Source organism: Flavobacterium sp. TMP13, assembly GCF_050847115.1.
Taxonomy (GTDB): Bacteria; Bacteroidota; Bacteroidia; order Flavobacteriales; family Flavobacteriaceae; genus Flavobacterium.
The window spans coordinates 2,980,854-3,001,332 of the sequence record NZ_CP193656.1 but is presented as its reverse complement, the minus strand read 5'-3'; the positions used below and the strand labels follow the sequence as shown (position 1 = coordinate 3,001,332).

Genomic DNA, 20,479 nt, shown 5'->3' with positions numbered 1-20,479 from the left:
AACCTTAAAAAAAATGAAGAACATCAAATTATCGATAGTCGCTGCTTTCCTTATTTTCGCTTCTTGCGGAAAAAAAGAACAACAAGCACCAGCTCAAGGGCCTGCTCCTTTTCCTGTGCAAACCGTAGAAAAACAAGATGCGGTTACTTATCAAGATTACAGTGCTAATCTTGAAGGGCAGCAAAATGTAGAAATCAGACCGAAAGTTAATGGTTTCATTCAAAAAATATACGTTGATGAAGGACAAATAGTTAAAAAAGGACAATTACTTTTTAAACTAGAAACACAAACTTTAAATCAAGATGCATCGGCAGCAAAAGCAGCAGTGCATGCAGCTCAAGTTGAAACTGATCGTTTGGTTCCGTTAGTAGAGCGTAATATAATTAGTGTGGTTCAACTAGAAACCGCTAAAGCAAAATTAGCACAAGCAAAAAGTAATTATGGAAGTATTGCGGCTAGTATTGGTTTTGGAACAATTGTATCTCCTGTAAATGGTGTAATTGGAAGTTTGCCTTACCGAGAAGGAAGTTTAGTAAACTCTACAAGTGAAACACCATTAACAACTGTTTCTGATACAAAAATAGTGCGTGCTTATTTTTCTATGAATGAAAAGCAGTTGTTGTTTTTTAATAAAACATTTAAAGGACAAACTACTGCCGAAAAACTTAAAAACGCTCCACTGGTTTCACTAGTTTTAATTGACGACTCAGAATACAGCGAAAAAGGAAAATTGGCTACCATGAACGGATTAGTAAATCCAACAACCGGTACCACTCAATTTAGAGCTGAATTTGCAAATCCAAATGCTATTTTAAGAAGTGGTGGGACTGCAATTGTTCGCTTGCCAATTGAACAGAAAGAAGTGATTTTAGTTCCGCAAAATGCTGTTTTTGAAGTACAAGGAAAACAAACCATCTACGTAGTTAAAAAAGACAATAAAGTAGAATCTAGAATTATTCAAACTAGTGGTACATCGGAATTGAATTTTATTGTTACCGACGGATTAGAAACTGGCGAAGTAATTGTTGTTGAAGGTGCTTCGAAATTGAAAGAGAACACAGAAATCGTTCCTCAGCCAAAAGGTCAAGCTGCTACTACAACTCCAACAAAATAAAATAACAGTCCTGCTTTGGACAAAATTAATTATAGTAAGATGTTAAAAACTTTTATAGAAAGACCGGTTCTGTCGACCGTTATTTCAATCTTAATTACCATTTTAGGGGTATTAGGATTAATGTCATTGCCTGTCGAGCAATACCCCGAGATTGCTCCACCAACTGTCCAGGTAACTGCTACCTATACTGGAGCAAATGCCGAAACTGTACTAAATAGTGTCGTAATTCCTTTGGAAGAAGAAATTAATGGAGTAGAAGGAATGACTTACATGACCTCTTCTGCTGCTAATGATGGTTCTGCCAAAATATCTGTTTATTTTGAATTGGGTGTAGATCCAGATATCGCCGCCGTAAACGTTCAAAACCGTGTGGCTCGTGCGACCAGTAAATTACCGCAAGCAGTAGTGCAAACGGGAGTTACAACTTTAAAAAGTCAAACCAGTGCTTTGATGTTTTTTGCTTTGTACTCTGATAACGATAATTTTGATGAAACATATGTTCAGAATTATGCAAAAATTAACTTGGTTCCAAAGCTGCAACGTGTAAAAGGTGTTGGACAAGTAAACGTATTTGGAGCAAAAGATTACTCCATGAGAATCTGGATTGATCCAGAAAAAATGGCTGCTTACAATGTGAGTCCAAAAGAGATTCAAGCCGCGTTACAAGAGCAAAACGTAGAAGCAGCTCCTGGTAAATTTGGTGAAAATGCCGAAGGTGTTTATGAATATGTAATTAAATATAAAGGTCGTTTATCTGAAATTAAGGATTACGAAAATATTGTAATCAAATCAACGGGTAACGGTAATTTTCTTCACTTAAAAGATGTTGCTACTGTCGAATTAGGAGGTTTCAATTACGGAACTAAAAATATTGCGATGGGTAAACAAGGTGTTGCAGTTGGAGTTTTTCAAACTTCAGGTTCCAACGCTCAGGATATTATTACCGAAATTGTTCAAATTTTGGACGATGCTAAACCTGATTTTCCAAAAGGAGTTGATTATGTAATTCCTTTTAATACAAAAACGTTTTTGGATGCCTCTATTGATAATGTGATTCATACCTTAATAGAAGCTTTTATATTAGTATTTATTGTGGTTTATATCTTCTTGCAAGATTTTAGATCGACATTAATTCCTGCTATTGCAGTTCCAGTAGCAATTATCGGTACGTTTTTCTTCTTGCAGATTCTTGGTTTCTCCATTAATATGTTAACATTATTTGCAATGATTTTGGCCATTGGTATTGTCGTCGATGATGCAATTGTCGTCGTCGAGGCGGTGCACGCCAAACTAGATCAAGGAGCAAAATCTGGAAAAGAAGCAACGGTTTCTGCGATGAGCGAAATTACAGGTGCTATTATTTCGATTACCTTGGTTATGTCGGCAGTATTTATTCCGGTTTCATTTTTAAGTGGACCATCAGGAGTTTTCTACCAACAGTTTGCGATCACATTAGCAATTGCTATTCTAATTTCAGCAGTAAATGCATTGACTTTGAGTCCAGCATTGTGTGCGTTGTTTTTAAAACCACATGTAGATTCAGAGCATCACAATAAAAATTTTAAAGATCGCTTCTTCGTAGCATTCAACGCAGGTTTTGACCGCATGAATAACAAATACGTTCAATCGTTGCGTTTTTTAGCCGCTAGAAAATGGATAACAGTAGTAGCGTTAATTGTGTTCTCTGGTATTACATTTTTATTATTCCAAACTACTCCTTCTGGATTTATTCCGAATGAAGATAGAGGAATAATTATGGGAGATTTAACGCTTCCTCCAGGAACAACATTAGAGAAAACCCAACAAGCAGTAATGGAATTAGATTCAATCATTGCTTCGATGGATATTGTAGAAGCACGTATGAGTGTGGTTGGTTTTAGTTTATTAAACAGTGTAAATGGTGGTTCATATGCCTTTACCATTATTAGATTAAAAGATTGGAAAGACCGTAAAGGCGACGATCAATCAGTTGAAGCAGTTGTTGGACAATTATTTGCGAAAACAGCACACTTTAAAGATGCGAAAGCGTTATTCTTTACGCCTCCAAGTGTTTCTGGATTTGGTAGTGCAGATGGTTTTGAATTAAAAATTCAAGATAAAGGTGACGATGACTGGCAAACGGTAAGTAAAGTGTCGAATGAATTTTTAGGTGAATTAATGAAAAGACCTGAAATTCAGTACGCGATTACTAACTTTAATCCAAACTTCCCGCAGTATGAAATGGATATTAAAGTAGAAAGAGCCAAAAATGCTGGCGTTTCTATCACTGATATCTTCAATACAATGCAAGGATATTACGGTGGATTATATACTACAGATTTCAACAAATTCGGTAAACAATACCGTGTAATGATTCAGGCTAAGCCATCAGATAGAGAAAATCTTGAATCTATCAATAATATTTACGTTAAAAATGCGAGCGGACAACAAGTTGCTATCAGTCAATTTATCGACTTTAAACGCATTTACGGTCCAGAAGCTGTAGCACGTTTCAACATGCTTAAAGCGGTTAACGTAAACGGTAAAGCAAAGCCAGGTTACAGCTCGGGAGATGCTATTAAAGCAATTCAAGAAGTAGCGGAAGAGCATTTACCAAAAACGTACTCTTATGAATTCTCTGGAATGACTCGTGAAGAGATCCTTGCCGGAAGTCAAGCTGCAGGCGTATTCTTATTGAGTTTGATATTTGTTTTCTTTTTACTTAGTGCACAATATGAAAGTTATTTAGTGCCTTTGGCTGTACTTCTTTCATTACCAGTTGGTTTAGCTGGAGCGATTGGTTTCGTAAAACTAGCAGGACTGGAAAACAATATTTATTTTCAAGTTGCCCTGATTATGCTTATCGGATTACTCGCCAAGAATGCGATTTTGATCGTTGAGTTTGCGATTCAAAGAAGACGACAAGGTATGCCTTTAGTTCAAGCTGCTGTTGAAGGTGCTCAAGCACGTTTGAGACCAATTTTAATGACTTCGTTAGCTTTTATCTTTGGTTTGATGCCATTAGCATTAGCATCTGGAGTTGGAGCTGTAGGTAACCGTTCTATCGGAATGGGTGCTGTTGGAGGAATGTTGGTCGGTACTATTATTGGAGTATTTTTTATTCCGATTTTGTTTGTAATTTTTCAAGGATTACAAGAGCGCATTTCTGGAAAACCAGTAGCAGCGACAGAAGAAGAAACACCACTATTAAATGAAGAAAATGAAAAATAGAAAAATCAAAATAACACTTCTTCTTGCCACTGCATTGCTTCTGCAATCCTGTTTTGTGGCAAAAGATTATAAAAGACCCGAAGTGATAACGGACAATCTTTTTAGAACTGAAGAAACAAGTACAGATAGTATTTCGTTTGCAAATATGAAGTGGGAAAATATTTTTACAGATCCTATCTTACAGCAATACATTCAAAAAGGGTTAGATAACAACCTTGATATTAGAATTGCAATGCAAACATTAGCTGCCTCTGAAGCAATGATGAAGCAAGGAAAAGCGGGATATTTACCAACATTTGCTATTGGAGCAGATTGGACGCATTCTGAGCTTTCTAAAAATAGTCAGTTTGGATCGGTACTTCAAAATAGAAGTTCTGACCAATACCAATTGGCAGGAAATTTATCTTGGGAAGCAGACATTTGGGGAAAAATTCGTAGTAATCAACGTGCTGCGAATGCTGCCTATTTGCAAACTCATGCGGCTAATCAAGCTGTAAAATCAGAGCTTATTGCACTAATTTCTTCGACTTATTTCGAATTGCTTTCGGTAGATGCTCAAATTAAGGTTACCGAAAAAACATTGCTCAACAGAGAGCAAAGCATAGAGACAATTCAAGCACTTAAAAACGCAGGAAATGTTAATGAGGTTGGAGTAAAACAGACGGAAGCTCAAAAATATGCTACAGAATTGATTCTAGCCGATTTGAGAAACAATGTAAAATTTCTAGAAAACAAGCTTAATTTATTATTAGGTGAAAATCCTAAAAGCATAGCGCGTGGTACATTAGAAAATCAAAATGTTAATCCGCAAATTGCTTTGGGTGTTCCTGCTGTATTATTAAGAAACAGACCTGACGTTATTGCTGCAGAATACAACTTGATCGTTAATTTTGAGCAAACTAATGTGGCAAAAAGCAGCTTCTACCCTAGCCTAACCGTAACCGCTTCGGGTGGCTTGCAAAGTATCGATTTAAAAGAATGGTTTAGTGCTAATTCTTTGTTTGCTAATGTAATCACCGGTTTAACACAACCTATTTTTAACAAAAGACAAATAAGAACGCAGTACGAAGTGGCACAAGCCAACCAAGAAGCAGCTTTATTACAATTTCAACAGTCCTTATTAAATGCTGGAAATGAAGTTTCAAATGCGTTGGCACAATACAACAATGAAACTCATAAAATTGCAGTGCGAACACAACAAGTAGATGCTTTGCTTTTGGCTAGCAGTTATTCTGATGAATTACTTACTTACGGAATGGTAAATTATTTAGAGGTTTTAACTTCTAAAAATGATGCGCTAAATGCTGAGTTAAGCTTAATAGACAATAAATTTCAACAGTATAATGCTATTATCCAATTGTATAAAGCACTTGGAGGCGGATGGCAATAGGTTATCTTTAACCAAAATGTATTAGGTAATTTTAATTCAAAAAGCCATTAAATAGCAATGTTTAATGGCTTTTACTTTTTATGAAAAGGTATCTCTTTCACATTTATAAACTACAACTAAAGAAATACAGTTCTTAAAAACAATACTTAAAAGAGAAATCAAAAAAGCCTAGCGCAAAATAATATTGCGCTAGGCTTTTTTAAACTTATGAGTGTTTACGCTTTATAAAAGCTACTGCAATTTGCGGCTTATTTAAATTCAATTAAAAATTCTTCTCTCGGTGTTCTCACTTTTTTCATCGGCGCAATCCAGTCGTTTGGTGTATCAGCGTAACCAACATACATTAACGAAACACTTTTTAAACCAAGCTTTTTTAATTCTAATATTTCATCAACCACATTAGTGTCAAAACCTTCTACAGGTGTGCTGTCAATTTTTAATTCTGCCGCTTGCGCTAACGCAAGTCCTAATGCAATATAAGTTTGTCTTGCAATGTGAGCAAAATTTTCTTCGCCAGGTTGTTCAAGATAAATTTTCTTTAGCATATCGGTATAGCTACCAAATCGCCCTCTTTCTAAACCGCGTTCGTCTGTAGTATGATCGTATACTTTGTCAATTCGTTCGGCTGTGTAGCGATCCCATGCAGCAAAAATTACCACATGAGAACAGTCTCTCATACATTCTGGATTCAAAGCTCCTTTCACTAACTTTTCTTTTAATTCTTGATTTTCAACAACAATTAGGTTAAAAGGTTGCAAGCCCGAAGAAGTTGGTGCTAAACGAGCTGCTTCTATAATTTTATCAATATTTTCTGTACTTACTTTTTTTGTAGAATCGTATGCTTTTACAGCATGCCTCCAATTCAAATCTTCTAATAATGCCATTTTCTGTATTTATTTATTTAATATTTTTGTAATAATGTTTTTTAAAACAAGTAAATCTTCAGTTGAAACTTCCATTGATTCCATTAATTGATTTGGAATACAAGCTGCTTTATTTTTTAAGGCTTCTCCTTTTTCAGTCAGCGAAATATTAACTGAACGTTCATCCACCTTACTTCTTACGCGAGAAACAAAATCTTTTTGTTCCATGCGCTTAAGCAGCGGAGTTAATGTACCGCTATCAAGTTTCAATTTTTCTCCCAATTGATTGACAGTTTGCGTCTCGTATTCCCATAATATCATCATCACCAAATATTGAGGATAAGTGAGTTTGAGTTCTTCCAGTAAAGGTCTATAGTGACTAATAATTTCCTTGGCGAAAACATAAACAGGAAAACAAACTTGCTGGCTAATTTGTAATTGATCTTTCATACTACTCATTTCAACTGCAAATATATCACACAATTAAATTGCGCACAATGTAATTGTAAAACATTATTATTTGTTTAACAATTTTAAATCTAAGAAAGTCAAATTCCTGAATTAATTTATATTATCTAATTACCCATTGTTTCAGGGAATCTTAATGATTGAATAAAGTGATAGAATTAATATTTACATTTGATGCTCGTCCCGTATTAAAAGATGAACATTAAAACTTAATTTATAATTTTGTCTTTTATATAATGCACCAACTATAAATCTTTCAATTTATAACTGCTATCAATTTTTAATCAATTCTAATTTTTTAAAAGCTTCTTTCGTTACATGCATTCTAATTGCTGGAAAAGATTCCATCTTAGCATCTTTCATTTCGATATTTGTAGCAAAAAAATAAACCAAATTATTCTTTTCTAAATATCCTATTAACCAACCGTTATCCAAGTCTCCCCTCATTCCCCATCCGCTTTTCCCACTTAAAATATAATTTTCAGTCTTTTCTATTATCATGATATCTTTCATGATAGTTTCCGTCTTTGTAGAAATTGGTAATTTTGAAAAATAAAATCGCTCTAAAAATTCTATTTGCTGTAATTGTGAAATTTTAGATTCACCTTTAAGCCAAAATTCATCTACTGTTAAACTATCAAACACCATTCCTGGATATTGTAAGTTTTTCAAATACAGTTTCATGCGTTGCACACCAACTTTCCTAGCAATTTCTTGATAACAAGGCACGCAAGAAACTTGAAATGCTTTTTTAAAAGATAAATCTTCTTCCCATTTTTTAAATCTGCGCTTTTGTCCATCCCATTTAAAAATTGCTGAATCATTGTCAACTACACCACTTTCTAAAGCAATAATAGAATTGGGAATTTTAAATGTCGAAGCAGGAATTACGCCTATTTTTGTCCAAGCGAAATTGTTAGAATAATTCGTTTTATTTTTAACATCATAAATTAAGACAGAACCTTTTACTCCTAAACTATCTAAAGCAACTCCAAAATCTAATTTTACAACTTCTTTAATTTTATGAATCTTTATTTGAGAATTCCCTCTAAAACTCATTAAAATCATTAAAACTGTTAATTTGAATAAGTATCTCATTTTTATTTTGTCTTTGGTAGACTAAGGCTGTAATGCGTTTAATAGAAACATAATGCCCTAAAATATACATTTTTTTTTTTAATAGTTCGAACCAGCGAAGCTAGAATTCAGTTTTTTTATCTTCTTTAATACTAAGTGCGTACTTTAAAATTCAGTTATTTAAAAATTTTTTTGATTTTTTGAAATAAACAATCAAAGTAGTACCATTTAAAGCTAATTTTACTCAATAAATTTATAATAATTTTAGTACTTATTCGTGCTATAAAGGTTTAAATTGCGTAAAAAAGGGATATAATGAGCAAGATAAAAATACTTTGGGTAGATGATGAGATCGACCTATTAAAGCCACACATACTATTTTTAGAAAAGAAAAACTACGAGGTTACTACTTGCAATAACGGTTTAGATGCCCTCACTATTTTTGATGAGAACAATTTTGATATTGTTTTTTTAGACGAAAATATGCCCGGAATGAGCGGCTTAGAAACGCTTGCGGAAATGAAGGAAAAAAAATCGTCTATTCCGATGATTATGATTACCAAAAGCGAAGAAGAGTATATTATGGAAGAGGCAATTGGTTCTAAAATTGCCGATTACTTGATTAAGCCCGTTAATCCGAATCAAATATTACTAAGTTTAAAGAAGAATTTAGACCATTCACGATTGATTTCTGAAAAAACTAGTATGGATTATCAGAAAGAATTTCGTAAAATATCGATGGAATTAGCCATGGTCAACACTTATGAAGACTGGGTTGAGTTATACAAAAAATTAATTTTCTGGGAATTAGAATTAGAGAATATTAATGATCAAGGAATGATTGAAATTCTCGAATCCCAAAAAGTAGAAGCGAATTCGCAATTCGGTAAATTTATCGAACGCAATTACGAAGATTGGTTTGCACCAAAAGCAGATCGTCCGATTCAATCAGATAATTTATTCAAAGAATTGGTCGTTCCGGAAATTAAAAAGAAAGACAAGCCAATTTTGTTTGTTGTCATTGATAATTTAAGATACGATCAATGGAAAGCTTTTGAATCTGTTGTTCAAAATTATTACAAACTCGAGAAAGAAGTTCCTTATTTTTCTATACTTCCCACAGCAACTCAATATGCTAGAAATGCAATTTTTTCTGGAATGATGCCTTTGGAAATGGAGAAAAAGCATCCTGAATATTGGAAAAATGATGTTGAAGATGGTGGTAAAAACTTATACGAAGCCGAATTTTTAACCGCGCAACTAAAGCGATTGGGATTAAATATTGTTCAAGATTATTTTAAAATCACGAATTTAGCAAGTGGTAAAAAATTATCAGAAAACTTTAAAGGTTTAAAAAACAACGATTTGGTTACTGTAGTTTATAATTTTGTTGATATGCTTTCGCATGCGAAAACAGAATTAGATGTAGTAAAAGAATTAGCTTCAGACGACAAGGCCTACCGTTCGTTAACCCTTAGTTGGTTCAAAAATTCTCCGCTTTTAGAAATTATTCAACAAGCACAAACGATGGGCTTCAAGCTAATTTTAACCACCGACCACGGAACCATTAATGTCAAACATCCTTCTAAAGTTGTGGGCGACAAAAACACAAGTTTAAATTTGAGATATAAAACAGGAAGAAGCTTAACGTACGAGAGCAAAGACGTTTACGACATTAAAGATCCTAAAAAAATTGGTTTACCTGCAATAAATATGAGTAGTTCGTTTATTTTTGCGAAAAACGATTTATTTTTGGCTTACGTAAACAATTACAATCACTATGTAAGTTATTATAGAAATACGTACCAACACGGGGGAATTTCATTAGAAGAGATGATTATTCCGTTTTTAGTTTTTAACCCAAAATAGTCTCAAGCGATTAATAAGTAGTGCCGAGTAATTTTACAATTCAGTACTTTGCAATTACCAATCATTTATCAAACATATGGAAATTAAGTTTTCGTTAGACCAAATAGCATCGGTTGTTCAACAAGTTTTAGACCAATATCCTGAAAAAATAATTCTTTTTAATGGCGAAATGGGCGCTGGAAAAACAACATTTATAAAACAATTTTGCAAAACATTAGGCGTTAGTGAAGCAACTAGTAGTCCGACATTTTCTCTAGTAAATGAATATCAAACCGATGATAAAAAGACCGTATACCATTTTGACTTTTACCGTTTAAAACAGGAAACCGAAGCGCTCGATATGGGTGTCGAAGATTATTTGTATTCTAATAATTGGTGTTTTATTGAGTGGTCTGAGAAAATACCGAATCTTATTCCAGAGAATCATTCTGTTATTACTATTGATTTGCAACCCGATGGGCGGCGATTACTAACTTTAAGTCACAGCCGTTAACATAATATGCTTTAATATGTTAAGCATTATTTTATTCCAAAATTTTTACGTAATTTGAATCCTTAATTTTGCCGAACCAATGCCAATTACAATAACTCCATTTACGAAACAACAATTGTTACCTCAGGAAGAAATGCTTGAAATAGGTAGACATAAAAGAGAACTTTTTATTGGTATTCCTAAAGAAACAAGTTATCAAGAACGTCGTATTTGTCTAACTCCAGATGCCGTCACTTCACTAGTGTATCAAGGACACCGCGTGATGATAGAAGCTGGCGCAGGAGAAAGTTCAAGTTACACAGACAAAGAATACAGTGATGCGGGTGCAGAAGTTACTAAAGACACCAAAAAGGTATTTGGCTGCCCAATGCTACTTAAAGTCGAACCTCCAACAATTGCTGAAATCAAATTAATGAATCCCGAAACGATCTTAATTTCTGCCATTCAGCTAAAGACTAAAAAGAAAGCTTATTTTGAAGCGTTGACTCAAAAGAAAATTACCGCACTGGCTTTTGAATATATTAAAGACGAAGACGGCTCCTATCCTGCAGTAAAATCGTTGAGTGAGATTGCAGGAACGGCGTCGATATTAATTGCTGCCGAATTAATGATTACCGATGATTTAGGAAAAGGACTTTTATTTGGCAATATTACGGGTGTTCCACCGACCGAAGTTGTTATTTTAGGAGCAGGAACAGTTGGTGAATTTGCAGCTAAAACTGCTTTGGGTTTAGGTGCAAGTATCAAGGTTTTTGACAATTCAATTACTAAATTACGTCGCCTACAAAATAATTTAAATCAGCGTGTTTTTACCTCGACCATTCAGCCTAAAACTTTACTTAAGGCTTTGCGTCGTTGCGATGTTGCTATTGGAGCTATGCGCGGCAAAGAACGATGTCCGATTGTGGTTACCGAAACTATGGTGGAACACATGAAAAAAGGAGCTGTAATTGTAGATGTTAGTATCGACACTGGCGGTTGTTTTGAAACTTCAGAAGTTACGACGCATGAAAAACCGACTTTCTTAAAAAGCAATGTTTTGCATTATTGTGTTCCTAATATTCCATCGCGTTATTCTAAGACCGCCTCTCTTTCTATCAGTAATATTATTACGCCTTATTTGTTGCAAATTGCCGAAGATGGCGGAATTGAAAGTGCGATTCGTTGCAATAAAGGTCTTTTAAACGGAATCTATTTGTACCACGGAATTGTAACCAACAGAGCTATTAGTGATTGGTTTGACTTGCCTCATAACGATATTAATTTACTTGTTTTTTAGTACATTTTTGGACTATCTTTGCTCGAAAAATATTTTATGAAATTTCCGCAACGCTTAGCATATTATTTATTCGGTTTAATGATTGGAGCTTTTTTTGTAGCTTTTATTTTAGGCGGAAAAGATACCAGCTGTAATTATTTCCCTAATTCGCGAGTTTTAAGTGATTTACGAACTAAACCTTTTCATTATTCTGATGCAGCTTCTCAAGTTCTAGCTGAAGGATGGATCGATACCGTAGACGTGAAAAATACGCTAAAACATGGTGATGTTGATTTTGATCAAAGTAATATCAAATATAAAAATGGTAAGATTTATATAATTGAAGGTAAGACCGTTAAAAATCAAGAAATTATTTTAAAAGTGGTCAATTATGAAAAGAAAGCTGTTTTAGAATCGATTACAAAAATTAACTAAAACCAATTAATTTCAGATTTATTTTTTGATAAAAGAAAAGCATTGGTTTGGCTAAAATGCTTATTTCCAAACCATTTTCCTTGATTGGCGCTCATTGGCGAAGGATGTCCCGATTCTAAAACTAAATGCTTATTTCGATTAATTTTCGCACCTTTTTTATGTGCAAAAGCACCCCACAATAAAAACACAACACCTTCTTTCTGTTCAGAAATTGTTTTAATGACAGCGTCTGTGAATAGATTCCACTTTAGGTGTTTGTGGCTATTTGCGCTATCTTTTTGCACTGTTAGCGACGCGTTCAATAATAAAACGCCTTGTTGTGCCCAATGTTTTAAATTACCAGATTCTGGGATAAAAACAGCCTCCAAATCGCTATGAATTTCCTTATAAATATTACGCAATGACGGTGGAATTTTAACGCAATCATTTACCGAAAAACATAAACCATTAGCCTCGCCCTCTCCATGATAGGGATCTTGACCAATAATAACTACTTTTAAATCAGCGAAATCACAGCTGTTAAACGCAGAAAAAATTAATTCAGCTGGCGGATAACAGGTATGCGTTTGGTATTCTTCTTCCAAAACAGTATTTAATGCTACAAAATAGGGCTTTTGTAATTCATCCTTTAAGACTTTTTTCCAGTTTGAATTGAGATCGGCAATCATAAGCGTCAAATTTTTTACAAACTTAGACAACTTTTACTAAAAACTCCCCGAGCTGTTGCTTATTTACAGTGCGTAACTTTGTAACTTTGCTTCTTGACAACTTTAGGACCAATATGATATCCATTACCGATAAGACACAACAAGATTTACAATTTCCAACTATACTAGAAACCATTTCAGCTATCTGTAATACAGAGATAGGTAAAGAAAAGGCACTTACAATTAAACCTTTCAGTGATAAAGAAAGCTTGCTGCAAGCGCTAAAACAAACTTCTGAGTATGTTTCTTCTTTTGATAACAATAACGCGATTCCTAATCATGGCTTTGATGCGATCACTCATGAAATTAAATTTCTAGCGATTGAAGATAGTTTTCTAGAAGTAGGTAGTTTCAGAAAAATTGCTACGCTTTCGGCAACTGTCAATGTTTTATTAACTTTTTTAAGGAAATTTGAAGATTACTATCCCAATTTAAACGCGCGTTCTTCGCAAGTAGAATTGACTAAAGATATAATCGCACTGGTTGATGTTGTGGTAGACAAATATGGTGAGATAAAAGACAATGCATCGCCCGAACTATTAAATATTCGTCGCGACATGAACGTCGTGCGGGGAAAGGTTAACCAAAGTTTTGGATCGGCATTAACGCAATACAACACTCTTGGATATTTAGATGACATCAAGGAAAGCTTTGTTCAAAACCGCCGCGTATTAGCCGTTTTGGCGATGTACCGACGCAAAATTAAAGGGACTATTTTAGGTACTAGTAAAACTGGAAGTATCGCTTACATTGAGCCTGAACAAACTTTGAAATATTCCCGAGAATTAAGTAATTTAGAATATGAAGAGAAGGAAGAAATTACCCGAATACTAAAGCAATTGTCCAATGCTGTTCGTCCTTTTTTACCCTTATTGAAAGAATATCAAGAGTTTCTAAGTGAGATCGATGTCATTGCCGCAAAAGCGAAATATGCTAATAAAATTAACGGAATCTTGCCTGCTATTACAGAAGAACGTCGTTTGTATTTTAGAGATGCTTTTCACCCTATTTTATACTTAAACAATAAGTCTAAAAACGAAATTACGCATCCACAAACGATTGAATTAAAACAGGAAAATCGAATTATCGTAATATCTGGACCGAATGCAGGAGGTAAAACGATCTCCCTAAAAACAGTAGGTTTATTGCAATTGATGTTGCAGTCTGGAATGTTAATTCCGGTACATGAACGAAGTGAAACGTTTCTTTTTGATCGAATATTGACTGATATCGGAGACAATCAATCTATTGAAAATCATTTAAGCACCTACAGTTACCGTTTAAAAAACATGAACTACTTTTTGAAAAAGTGTAACAAGAAGACCCTGTTTTTAATTGATGAATTCGGTACCGGTTCTGATCCAGAATTAGGAGGTGCTTTGGCAGAAATCTTCTTAGAAGAATTTTACCATCGTGAAGCATTCGGAATTATAACTACGCATTATTCTAACTTAAAAATATTGGCCAACGAATTGCCTTTTGCAACCAATGCCAATATGCTGTTTGACGAAAAATCTTTAGAACCCTTGTACCAATTGGTTTTAGGACAAGCAGGAAGCTCCTTTACGTTTGAAGTTGCACTTAAAAACGGAATCCCTTTTGGATTGATCAACCGTGCTAAAAAGAAAATAGAGGTCGGAAAAGTGCGTTTTGATAAAACTATTGCCACTTTACAGAAAGAGCGTTCGAAGCTTGAGAAAACTTCGATAAATTTAAAAGAAGAAGAAACTAGAGCACGCGAAGAAGGTAAAAAGATGGAAAACATCAACGTAAAAATCAAACAAAAGTTAGAAAGCTATCAAGAACTGTATGACAGCAACCAAAAATTAATTTACATTGGTCAAAAAGTAGATGATATTTCACAGAAGTATTTTAACAATAGCAATAAGAAGGAATTAATTGGAGATCTTTTGAAAATTGTTGAAATCGAAAATTCTAAACGTATAAAAGCCACTCCAAAAGAAATTAAAGTGATTGCGGAGAAGAAAAAAGAAATTGCTAAAGAAGTAGAAGTACAAGTTGAAGAAATTAGAGAAGAAAAGAAGGCTAAAAAACTGAAACCTGTCGTGGAAAAAGCCAAGCCAATTTTAAAAGTAGGCGATCGCGTTCGCATGATCGATGGTCGATCGGTTGGCAGCATCGACAATATAGAAAGAAATAAAGCAACAGTTAATTACGGAATATTCACTTCAAAAGTGAGTTTAGACGAATTAGAATTAGTTGAAGCTGTTAAAAAGTAATTTGTTTTTGTTAAACGCATACTAATAGTCGCAAGTTCGAGTTTCTATTAGTACGTTTGTTATAAATTTATTAGTTGATTCCCAAAATCAAGAAAATTCATGCTAAATCTACCTCAAAATAAAAAAATAATATTATTTGATGGCGTTTGTAATCTTTGCAATTCTGCGGTTCAATATATTATCAAACACGATGAAAAAGATTGTTTCCGATTTGTAGCTTTACAATCGGATCTTGGCATTGAAATTTGCAAGACAATAGGAATTAGTTATGCTAAGATGGATAGTATCATTTTATATGAGCCAGGCGTTGCTTATTACTACAAGTCATCGGCCATACTAGCCATTGCAAAAGAATTTGGTGGTATTTGGAATATGTCAGCCTTTATGCGAATTGTTCCTATTTTCATCGGAGATGCTTTTTATGATTATGTTGCAAAAAACAGATATCGTTTGTATGGCAAAAAGGAATCTTGTCTAATTCCAACTCCTGAGTTAAAATCAAAATTCTTGTAATAAAACACAATGCAAGATTTATCGCTTTCTAATAGTTTTAAGTATTAATTTACTCTTGAAATACTTTTACGACTAATCCGTCGATACTTTTATCAATCATAATCTGGCATGCCAAACGAAACTTTTCTGCATCTAAATCGTGCTTTTGAATAGTCGCTCTTTCATTTCCGTCAAACGGTGTTAATGGTATTTCTTTTGAGATAATTTCTACTACACAGGTGCAGCAACGTCCCACTCCTCCACAGTCACCAAAATCTTCTAAGAACGAATTATCTCGAATCAATTGCATTAAGCTTCTGTATTCATTTTGATAAGTTGTTACCCTATATTCAACACCTTCAGATTGTATGTTCAGTATAATTTTATCCACATTTTTAATTTTTCAAATAAAAAAAAAGCTGCTTTTAGATGAAAAGCAGCTTTTGTAAGTATTATTTTTTTCCGTCTTTTATTTCATCTACAATTTCTGGATTCAATAAGGTAGAAATATCACCGAAATTAGAAAAATCTCCTTCTGCAATTTTTCGAAGAATTCTACGCATAATTTTTCCAGAACGTGTTTTTGGCAAACCAGAAACAAACTGAATCTTATCTAATTTTGCTATTGGTCCGATATGGTCCGCAATATATTGATTGATTTCTTTAGTTAAATTCTCTCTATCTCGGTACTCACCTGCTTCTTTCAAGATTACAAAACCGTATAAAGCATTTCCTTTAATATCATGTGGGAAACCGACAATAGCAGATTCTGCGACAGCAGGGTGCTCATTAATTGCATCTTCAATTGGCGCAGTTCCTAGATTATGTCCAGATACAATTACTACATCATCAACACGACCGGTAATTCTGTAGTAACCAACTTCGTCTCTTAATGCTGAATCTCCCGTAAAATATTTACCTGGAAAAGCAGAAAAATAAGTGTCTTTATATCTTTGGTGATCGCCCCAAATTGTTCTTGCAATTCCGGGCCACGGAAATTTAATACATAAACTTCCGTCTACTTGATTGGACTCAATTTCGTTTCTTTTATCATCCATTAGCACAGGTTGAATTCCTGGTAAAGGTAAGGTAGCGTAAGTTGGTTTTGTTGGAGTAACAAATGCAATTGGCGAAAGCATGATACCTCCAGTTTCTGTTTGCCACCACGTATCAACAACTGGGCATCTTTTAGCTCCCACGTGATCGTTGTACCAGTGCCATGCTTCTTCGTTTATAGGTTCACCGACAGATCCAATTACTTTTAATGATTTTAAAGGAAAACCTAAAACGTAATCTAAACTTTCTTTTGCTAAAGAACGGATGGCAGTTGGTGCCGTGTAAAACTGAGTAACTTTATGTTTTTCAATTGTTTCCCAGAAACGACTAAAATCTGGGTAAGAAGGTACGCCTTCAAAAATAACTGTAGTTCCACCATTTAATAATGGACCATATACAATATAAGAGTGTCCTGTGATCCAACCGATATCTGCCGTACACCAAAAAATATCATTCTCTTCGTGATTGAATACGTTTTTAAAAGTATAAGAAGTATAAACCATGTAACCTGCAGTGGTATGCACCATTCCTTTTGGCTTACCAGTAGATCCTGAAGTATATAAGATAAATAAAGGATCTTCAGCGTCCATAATTTCTGCAACATTACTTGCAGAAGCAGTATCTAATAACGGTTGCAACCACTGGTCGCGTCCTTCTTTCATTTTTACTTGTGTATTGGTACGTTTTACAACTAATACTTTTTCAACGCAAGTGCAAGCTTCTAATGCTTCATCGATAATCGATTTTAATTCAATCGATTTATTTCCTCTAAAACCACCATCCGATGTAATAACCATTTTACATTCGCTGTCGTTAATTCTTGCTGCTACTGCAGAAGAAGAAAATCCTGCAAAAACAACAGAATGAATCGCTCCAATTCTAGCGCAAGCCAAGACAGATACAGCCAATTCTGGAATCATCGGTAAATAAATACACACACGATCTCCTTTTTTGATTCCTTGCTCCAGTAAAACGTTAGCCATTTTACAAACTCGCTCGTATAAATCATTATATGTAATATGCAATGCTTCTTCTGAAGGATCATTAGGTTCAAAAATGATAGCCGTTTTCTCGCCTCTTTTATTTAAATGTCTGTCAATACAGTTTTTTGTAATATTAACTTTAGCTCCCGAAAACCAACTGATTTCAGCATCAACCATGTTAAAGTCAACTACTTTATCCCAATGTTGATACCAAGTGAAATTTTCTTCGGCAATTTTTCCCCAAAACTTCCTTGGTTCACGAACTGACTTATTATAATGTTTAAAATATTGTTCTAAATTTTCAATTTTAAAATAACTCATGTTTGCTCAATTTTTTTTTTATAAATGTATTAAAACTACTTCGATTCTAATAATTATTTAATTTATAAATTTTAACTAAAAATTATATTTTGTGTAATTTAAATTACTTTTTTAAGGTAAAAATTTAATTATTAAATATTTTCCTCTTATTTATGTCAAATAAAAAAGGCATAATATAATTATATCATGCCTTCTTTCTCTTTTGTTTAACCCAAATTCTGTTTATAAATTCCATTCTTAAAACATCAGAATTAGAAGCAACTTTATCAAAATCTAGAGCTATATTTTACAACCTAAATAGTAATAGGAATTACTTCACTTAACTCCCTTTGAAGTTAAGTGAAAGCAATTTACAAGTATATCCTTAATTTTTAATAAGTGCTTACTAATTCAAAATATTATATAAAAGAATACATTGCAAATTCCGACACACTCTTGGTGCGGTAATTCCAAAATTTTAATTAACCAATTTTTTTCATTGCAGTCATTGACTCTCTCAACCACTCTCCTACTTCTTCAATAGGATGCTGACGAATTTGCTTGTTTACTGCAATTAAAACTGCATTATCTGCGCTATTTGATACTGAAAAAGATTTTCCAATTACATTTGTATCAACTGTTTTCATAAAATCAACTAATAATGGTTTACAAGCATGATCAAATAAATAACAACCATATTCTGCAGTGTCAGAAATGACACGATTCATTTCGAATAATTTTTTTCTTGCAATTGTATTTGCAATTAAAGGTAATTCATGTAATGATTCATAATATGCTGATTCTTCAATGATACCTGCTTCAGTCATTGTTTCAAAAGCCAATTCAACTCCTGCTTTAACCATTGCAACCATTAAAAGGCCGTTATCAAAATACTCTTGTTCTGAAATTGCAGCTTCTTGTGGAGCCGTTTTTTCAAAATTAGTTTCTTCTGTAGCAGCTCTCCAAGTCAATAAATTTTTATCGTCATTTGCCCAGTCGATCATCATATTTTTAGAAAATTCTCCAGATATAATATCGTCCTGGTGTTTTTGAAACAACGGACGCATAATGTCTTTCAATTCTTCAGCAATTTCAAATGCCTTAATTTTTGCAGGATTAGACAAACGGTCCATCATGTTTGTAATGCCTCCATGTTTAAGAGCTTCAGTAATGGTTTCCCATCCGTACTGAATTAATTTTGAAGCATATGCTGAATCAATTCCCTTTTCTACCATTTTATCAAAACATAAAATAGATCCTGTTTGTAACAAACCACAAAGAATAGTCTGCTCTCCCATTAAATCTGATTTTACTTCAGCAACGAAAGATGATCTTAAAACTCCTGCTTTATGACCTCCAGTTGCTACGGCGTATGCTTTTGCTTGATCTAAACCAATATTATTTGGATCATTTTCTGGATGAACAGCGATTAGTGTTGGAACTCCAAATCCTCTTTTGTATTCTTCACGAACCTCAGATCCTGGACATTTTGGTGCACACATAATAACCGTAATATCTTTACGAATTTGCATTCCTTCTTCCACAATATTAAAACCGTGAGAGTAAGCTAATGTAGACCCTTTTTTCATTAAAGGCATAATTGCAGTAACTACTGCAGTATGTTGCTTATCTGGCGTTAAGTTACAAACTAAATCGGCAGTTGGTATTAACTCTTCGTAAGTTCCTACTTTAAATCCGTTTTCACTAGCATTTTTAAATGAAGCTCTTTTTTCTGCAATTGCATCAGGACGCAAAGCATATGATATGTCTAATCCAGAATCTCTCATGTTCAAACCTTGGTTTAAACCTTGAGCACCACAACCTACGATAACTACTTTTTTACCTTTTAAAGCTGTAATTCCATCAGCAAATTCTGACTGCTCCATGAATTCGCAAACTCCTAGTTGCTCTAATTGTAATCGTAACGGTAATGTGTTGAAATAATTTGCCATTTTCTACTCTTAATTATTAGTCTTAAATTTATTTTGTTTTTAATTTTGTTTGAATTCTTGCAACAGTTGCGAAATTTCCATTTTTTCTTTTGATACAGAAATTCGACCCGAACGAACAAATTGCATGATACCATGCGGTTTTAATTGTGCATGTAACTCATTTATATCCGCACGCTTTCCAGCTTTTGAAATTACAAAAAAATCATGCTCTGTAGTCATAACTACCGAATTACTGTTAGCTATAATATCCTTAATGTCCTGATTTTCTGCCAACCTAGAATTTATTTTGAACAATGCATTTTCTAAGAAAATAGTTTCGTCATCAACGTGGTAAAATGCTTTTATCACTTCGATTTGTTTTTCGATTTGACCTACAATATTTCGAACCCATTTTTCTGTAGTATCCACTACAATAATAAAGCGCGAAACATTTTCAATTTCCGATTCTGAAACGTTTAAGCTCAATATATTGATGTGTCTTTTTAAGAATATTCCAGATATTCTATTTAATAAACCCACATTATTTTCTGAATACACCGAGATGGTGAATGTTTTATTATCTTCCATAACTA

Annotated in this window: 17 protein-coding genes; 9 read left to right on the top strand and 8 right to left on the bottom strand. The window is 33.9% G+C overall.

Features of this window, described 5'->3' with window-relative positions; translation table 11 throughout:
* Window positions 1-13 precede the first annotated feature (13 nt).
* The 3 genes from ACRASX_RS12975 to ACRASX_RS12965 are packed head-to-tail and all read left to right on the top strand — an operon-like array spanning window position 14 to window position 5,714.
* Window positions 14-1,114, top strand: a complete 1,101-nt coding sequence (locus tag ACRASX_RS12975) for an efflux RND transporter periplasmic adaptor subunit (protein WP_066309318.1) — start codon at window positions 14-16, stop codon at window positions 1,112-1,114.
* A gap of 39 nt (window positions 1,115-1,153) precedes the next feature.
* Window positions 1,154-4,324: an efflux RND transporter permease subunit gene (locus ACRASX_RS12970; protein ID WP_432221530.1), complete on the top strand. Its 3,171-nt coding sequence runs from the start codon at window positions 1,154-1,156 to the stop codon at window positions 4,322-4,324.
* Window positions 4,314-5,714, top strand: coding sequence for an efflux transporter outer membrane subunit (locus ACRASX_RS12965; RefSeq protein ID WP_432221529.1), 1,401 nt, complete (start codon window positions 4,314-4,316; stop codon window positions 5,712-5,714). The genes ACRASX_RS12970 and ACRASX_RS12965 overlap by 11 nt, the downstream gene beginning before the upstream one ends.
* A 248-nt stretch (window positions 5,715-5,962) precedes the next feature.
* Here the strand turns inward: ACRASX_RS12965 and ACRASX_RS12960 are convergent, their stop codons facing one another.
* The 3 genes from ACRASX_RS12960 to blaOXA all read right to left on the bottom strand — a co-directional run bounded on the left by ACRASX_RS12960 (window position 5,963) and on the right by blaOXA (window position 8,143).
* Window positions 5,963-6,598, bottom strand: coding sequence for a nitroreductase family protein (locus ACRASX_RS12960; RefSeq protein ID WP_066309323.1), 636 nt, complete (start codon window positions 6,596-6,598; stop codon window positions 5,963-5,965).
* Between the two features lie 9 nt (window positions 6,599-6,607).
* Window positions 6,608-7,027: a MarR family winged helix-turn-helix transcriptional regulator gene (locus ACRASX_RS12955; RefSeq protein WP_432221528.1), complete on the bottom strand. Its 420-nt coding sequence runs from the start codon at window positions 7,025-7,027 to the stop codon at window positions 6,608-6,610.
* Between the two features lie 291 nt (window positions 7,028-7,318).
* A complete protein-coding gene (blaOXA, locus tag ACRASX_RS12950; RefSeq protein WP_432221527.1) occupies window positions 7,319-8,143 on the bottom strand; it encodes a class D beta-lactamase in 825 nt (274 codons plus the stop codon).
* A gap of 294 nt (window positions 8,144-8,437) precedes the next feature.
* Between blaOXA and ACRASX_RS12945 the strand changes: the two genes are divergently transcribed.
* The 4 genes from ACRASX_RS12945 to ACRASX_RS12930 all read left to right on the top strand — a co-directional run bounded on the left by ACRASX_RS12945 (window position 8,438) and on the right by ACRASX_RS12930 (window position 12,177).
* The gene (locus ACRASX_RS12945; protein WP_066309331.1) at window positions 8,438-9,991 is read left to right on the top strand and encodes a bifunctional response regulator/alkaline phosphatase family protein; all 1,554 of its coding nucleotides are present in this window, start codon (window positions 8,438-8,440) and stop codon (window positions 9,989-9,991) included.
* A 76-nt stretch (window positions 9,992-10,067) separates the two neighbouring features.
* On the top strand, window positions 10,068-10,484 hold the full coding sequence (tsaE, locus tag ACRASX_RS12940) for a tRNA (adenosine(37)-N6)-threonylcarbamoyltransferase complex ATPase subunit type 1 TsaE (RefSeq protein ID WP_432221526.1): 417 nt from the start codon (window positions 10,068-10,070) through the stop codon (window positions 10,482-10,484).
* Between the two features lie 79 nt (window positions 10,485-10,563).
* Entirely contained in the window at window positions 10,564-11,763 is a 1,200-nt protein-coding gene (locus ACRASX_RS12935; RefSeq protein ID WP_066309336.1) for an alanine dehydrogenase, read from the top strand.
* Between the two features lie 36 nt (window positions 11,764-11,799).
* Complete coding sequence (locus ACRASX_RS12930) at window positions 11,800-12,177, top strand: DUF4258 domain-containing protein (RefSeq protein ID WP_066309339.1); 378 nt, start codon at window positions 11,800-11,802, stop codon at window positions 12,175-12,177.
* Here the strand turns inward: ACRASX_RS12930 and ung are convergent.
* Complete coding sequence (gene ung / locus ACRASX_RS12925; protein ID WP_432221525.1) at window positions 12,174-12,845, bottom strand: uracil-DNA glycosylase; 672 nt, start codon at window positions 12,843-12,845, stop codon at window positions 12,174-12,176. The genes ACRASX_RS12930 and ung overlap by 4 nt on opposite strands.
* 113 nt (window positions 12,846-12,958) lie before the next feature.
* Between ung and ACRASX_RS12920 the strand changes: the two genes are divergently transcribed.
* Entirely contained in the window at window positions 12,959-15,124 is a 2,166-nt protein-coding gene (locus ACRASX_RS12920; protein ID WP_432221524.1) for an endonuclease MutS2, read from the top strand.
* A gap of 99 nt (window positions 15,125-15,223) precedes the next feature.
* Window positions 15,224-15,637 carry a thiol-disulfide oxidoreductase DCC family protein gene (locus tag ACRASX_RS12915; RefSeq protein ID WP_066309348.1) on the top strand — a complete coding sequence of 138 codons (414 nt, stop codon included), beginning with the start codon at window positions 15,224-15,226 and terminating at the stop codon, window positions 15,635-15,637.
* A gap of 49 nt (window positions 15,638-15,686) precedes the next feature.
* Here the strand turns inward: ACRASX_RS12915 and ACRASX_RS12910 are convergent, their stop codons facing one another.
* The 4 genes from ACRASX_RS12910 to ilvN form a co-directional block, all read right to left on the bottom strand.
* Window positions 15,687-16,007 carry a 2Fe-2S iron-sulfur cluster-binding protein gene (locus ACRASX_RS12910; RefSeq protein ID WP_432221523.1) on the bottom strand — a complete coding sequence of 107 codons (321 nt, stop codon included), beginning with the start codon at window positions 16,005-16,007 and terminating at the stop codon, window positions 15,687-15,689.
* 61 nt (window positions 16,008-16,068) lie between these two features.
* Window positions 16,069-17,976, bottom strand: a complete 1,908-nt coding sequence (gene acs, locus ACRASX_RS12905; protein WP_432221522.1) for an acetate--CoA ligase — start codon at window positions 17,974-17,976, stop codon at window positions 16,069-16,071.
* Between the two features lie 461 nt (window positions 17,977-18,437).
* Window positions 18,438-19,907 (bottom strand): ketol-acid reductoisomerase, encoded by a 1,470-nt coding sequence (ilvC, locus tag ACRASX_RS12900; RefSeq protein WP_432221521.1) that lies wholly within the window; start codon window positions 19,905-19,907, stop codon window positions 18,438-18,440.
* Window positions 19,908-19,946: 39 nt separating this feature from the next.
* Entirely contained in the window at window positions 19,947-20,474 is a 528-nt protein-coding gene (gene ilvN, locus ACRASX_RS12895) for an acetolactate synthase small subunit (protein ID WP_066309360.1), read from the bottom strand.
* Between the last annotated feature and the right edge of the window lie 5 nt (window positions 20,475-20,479).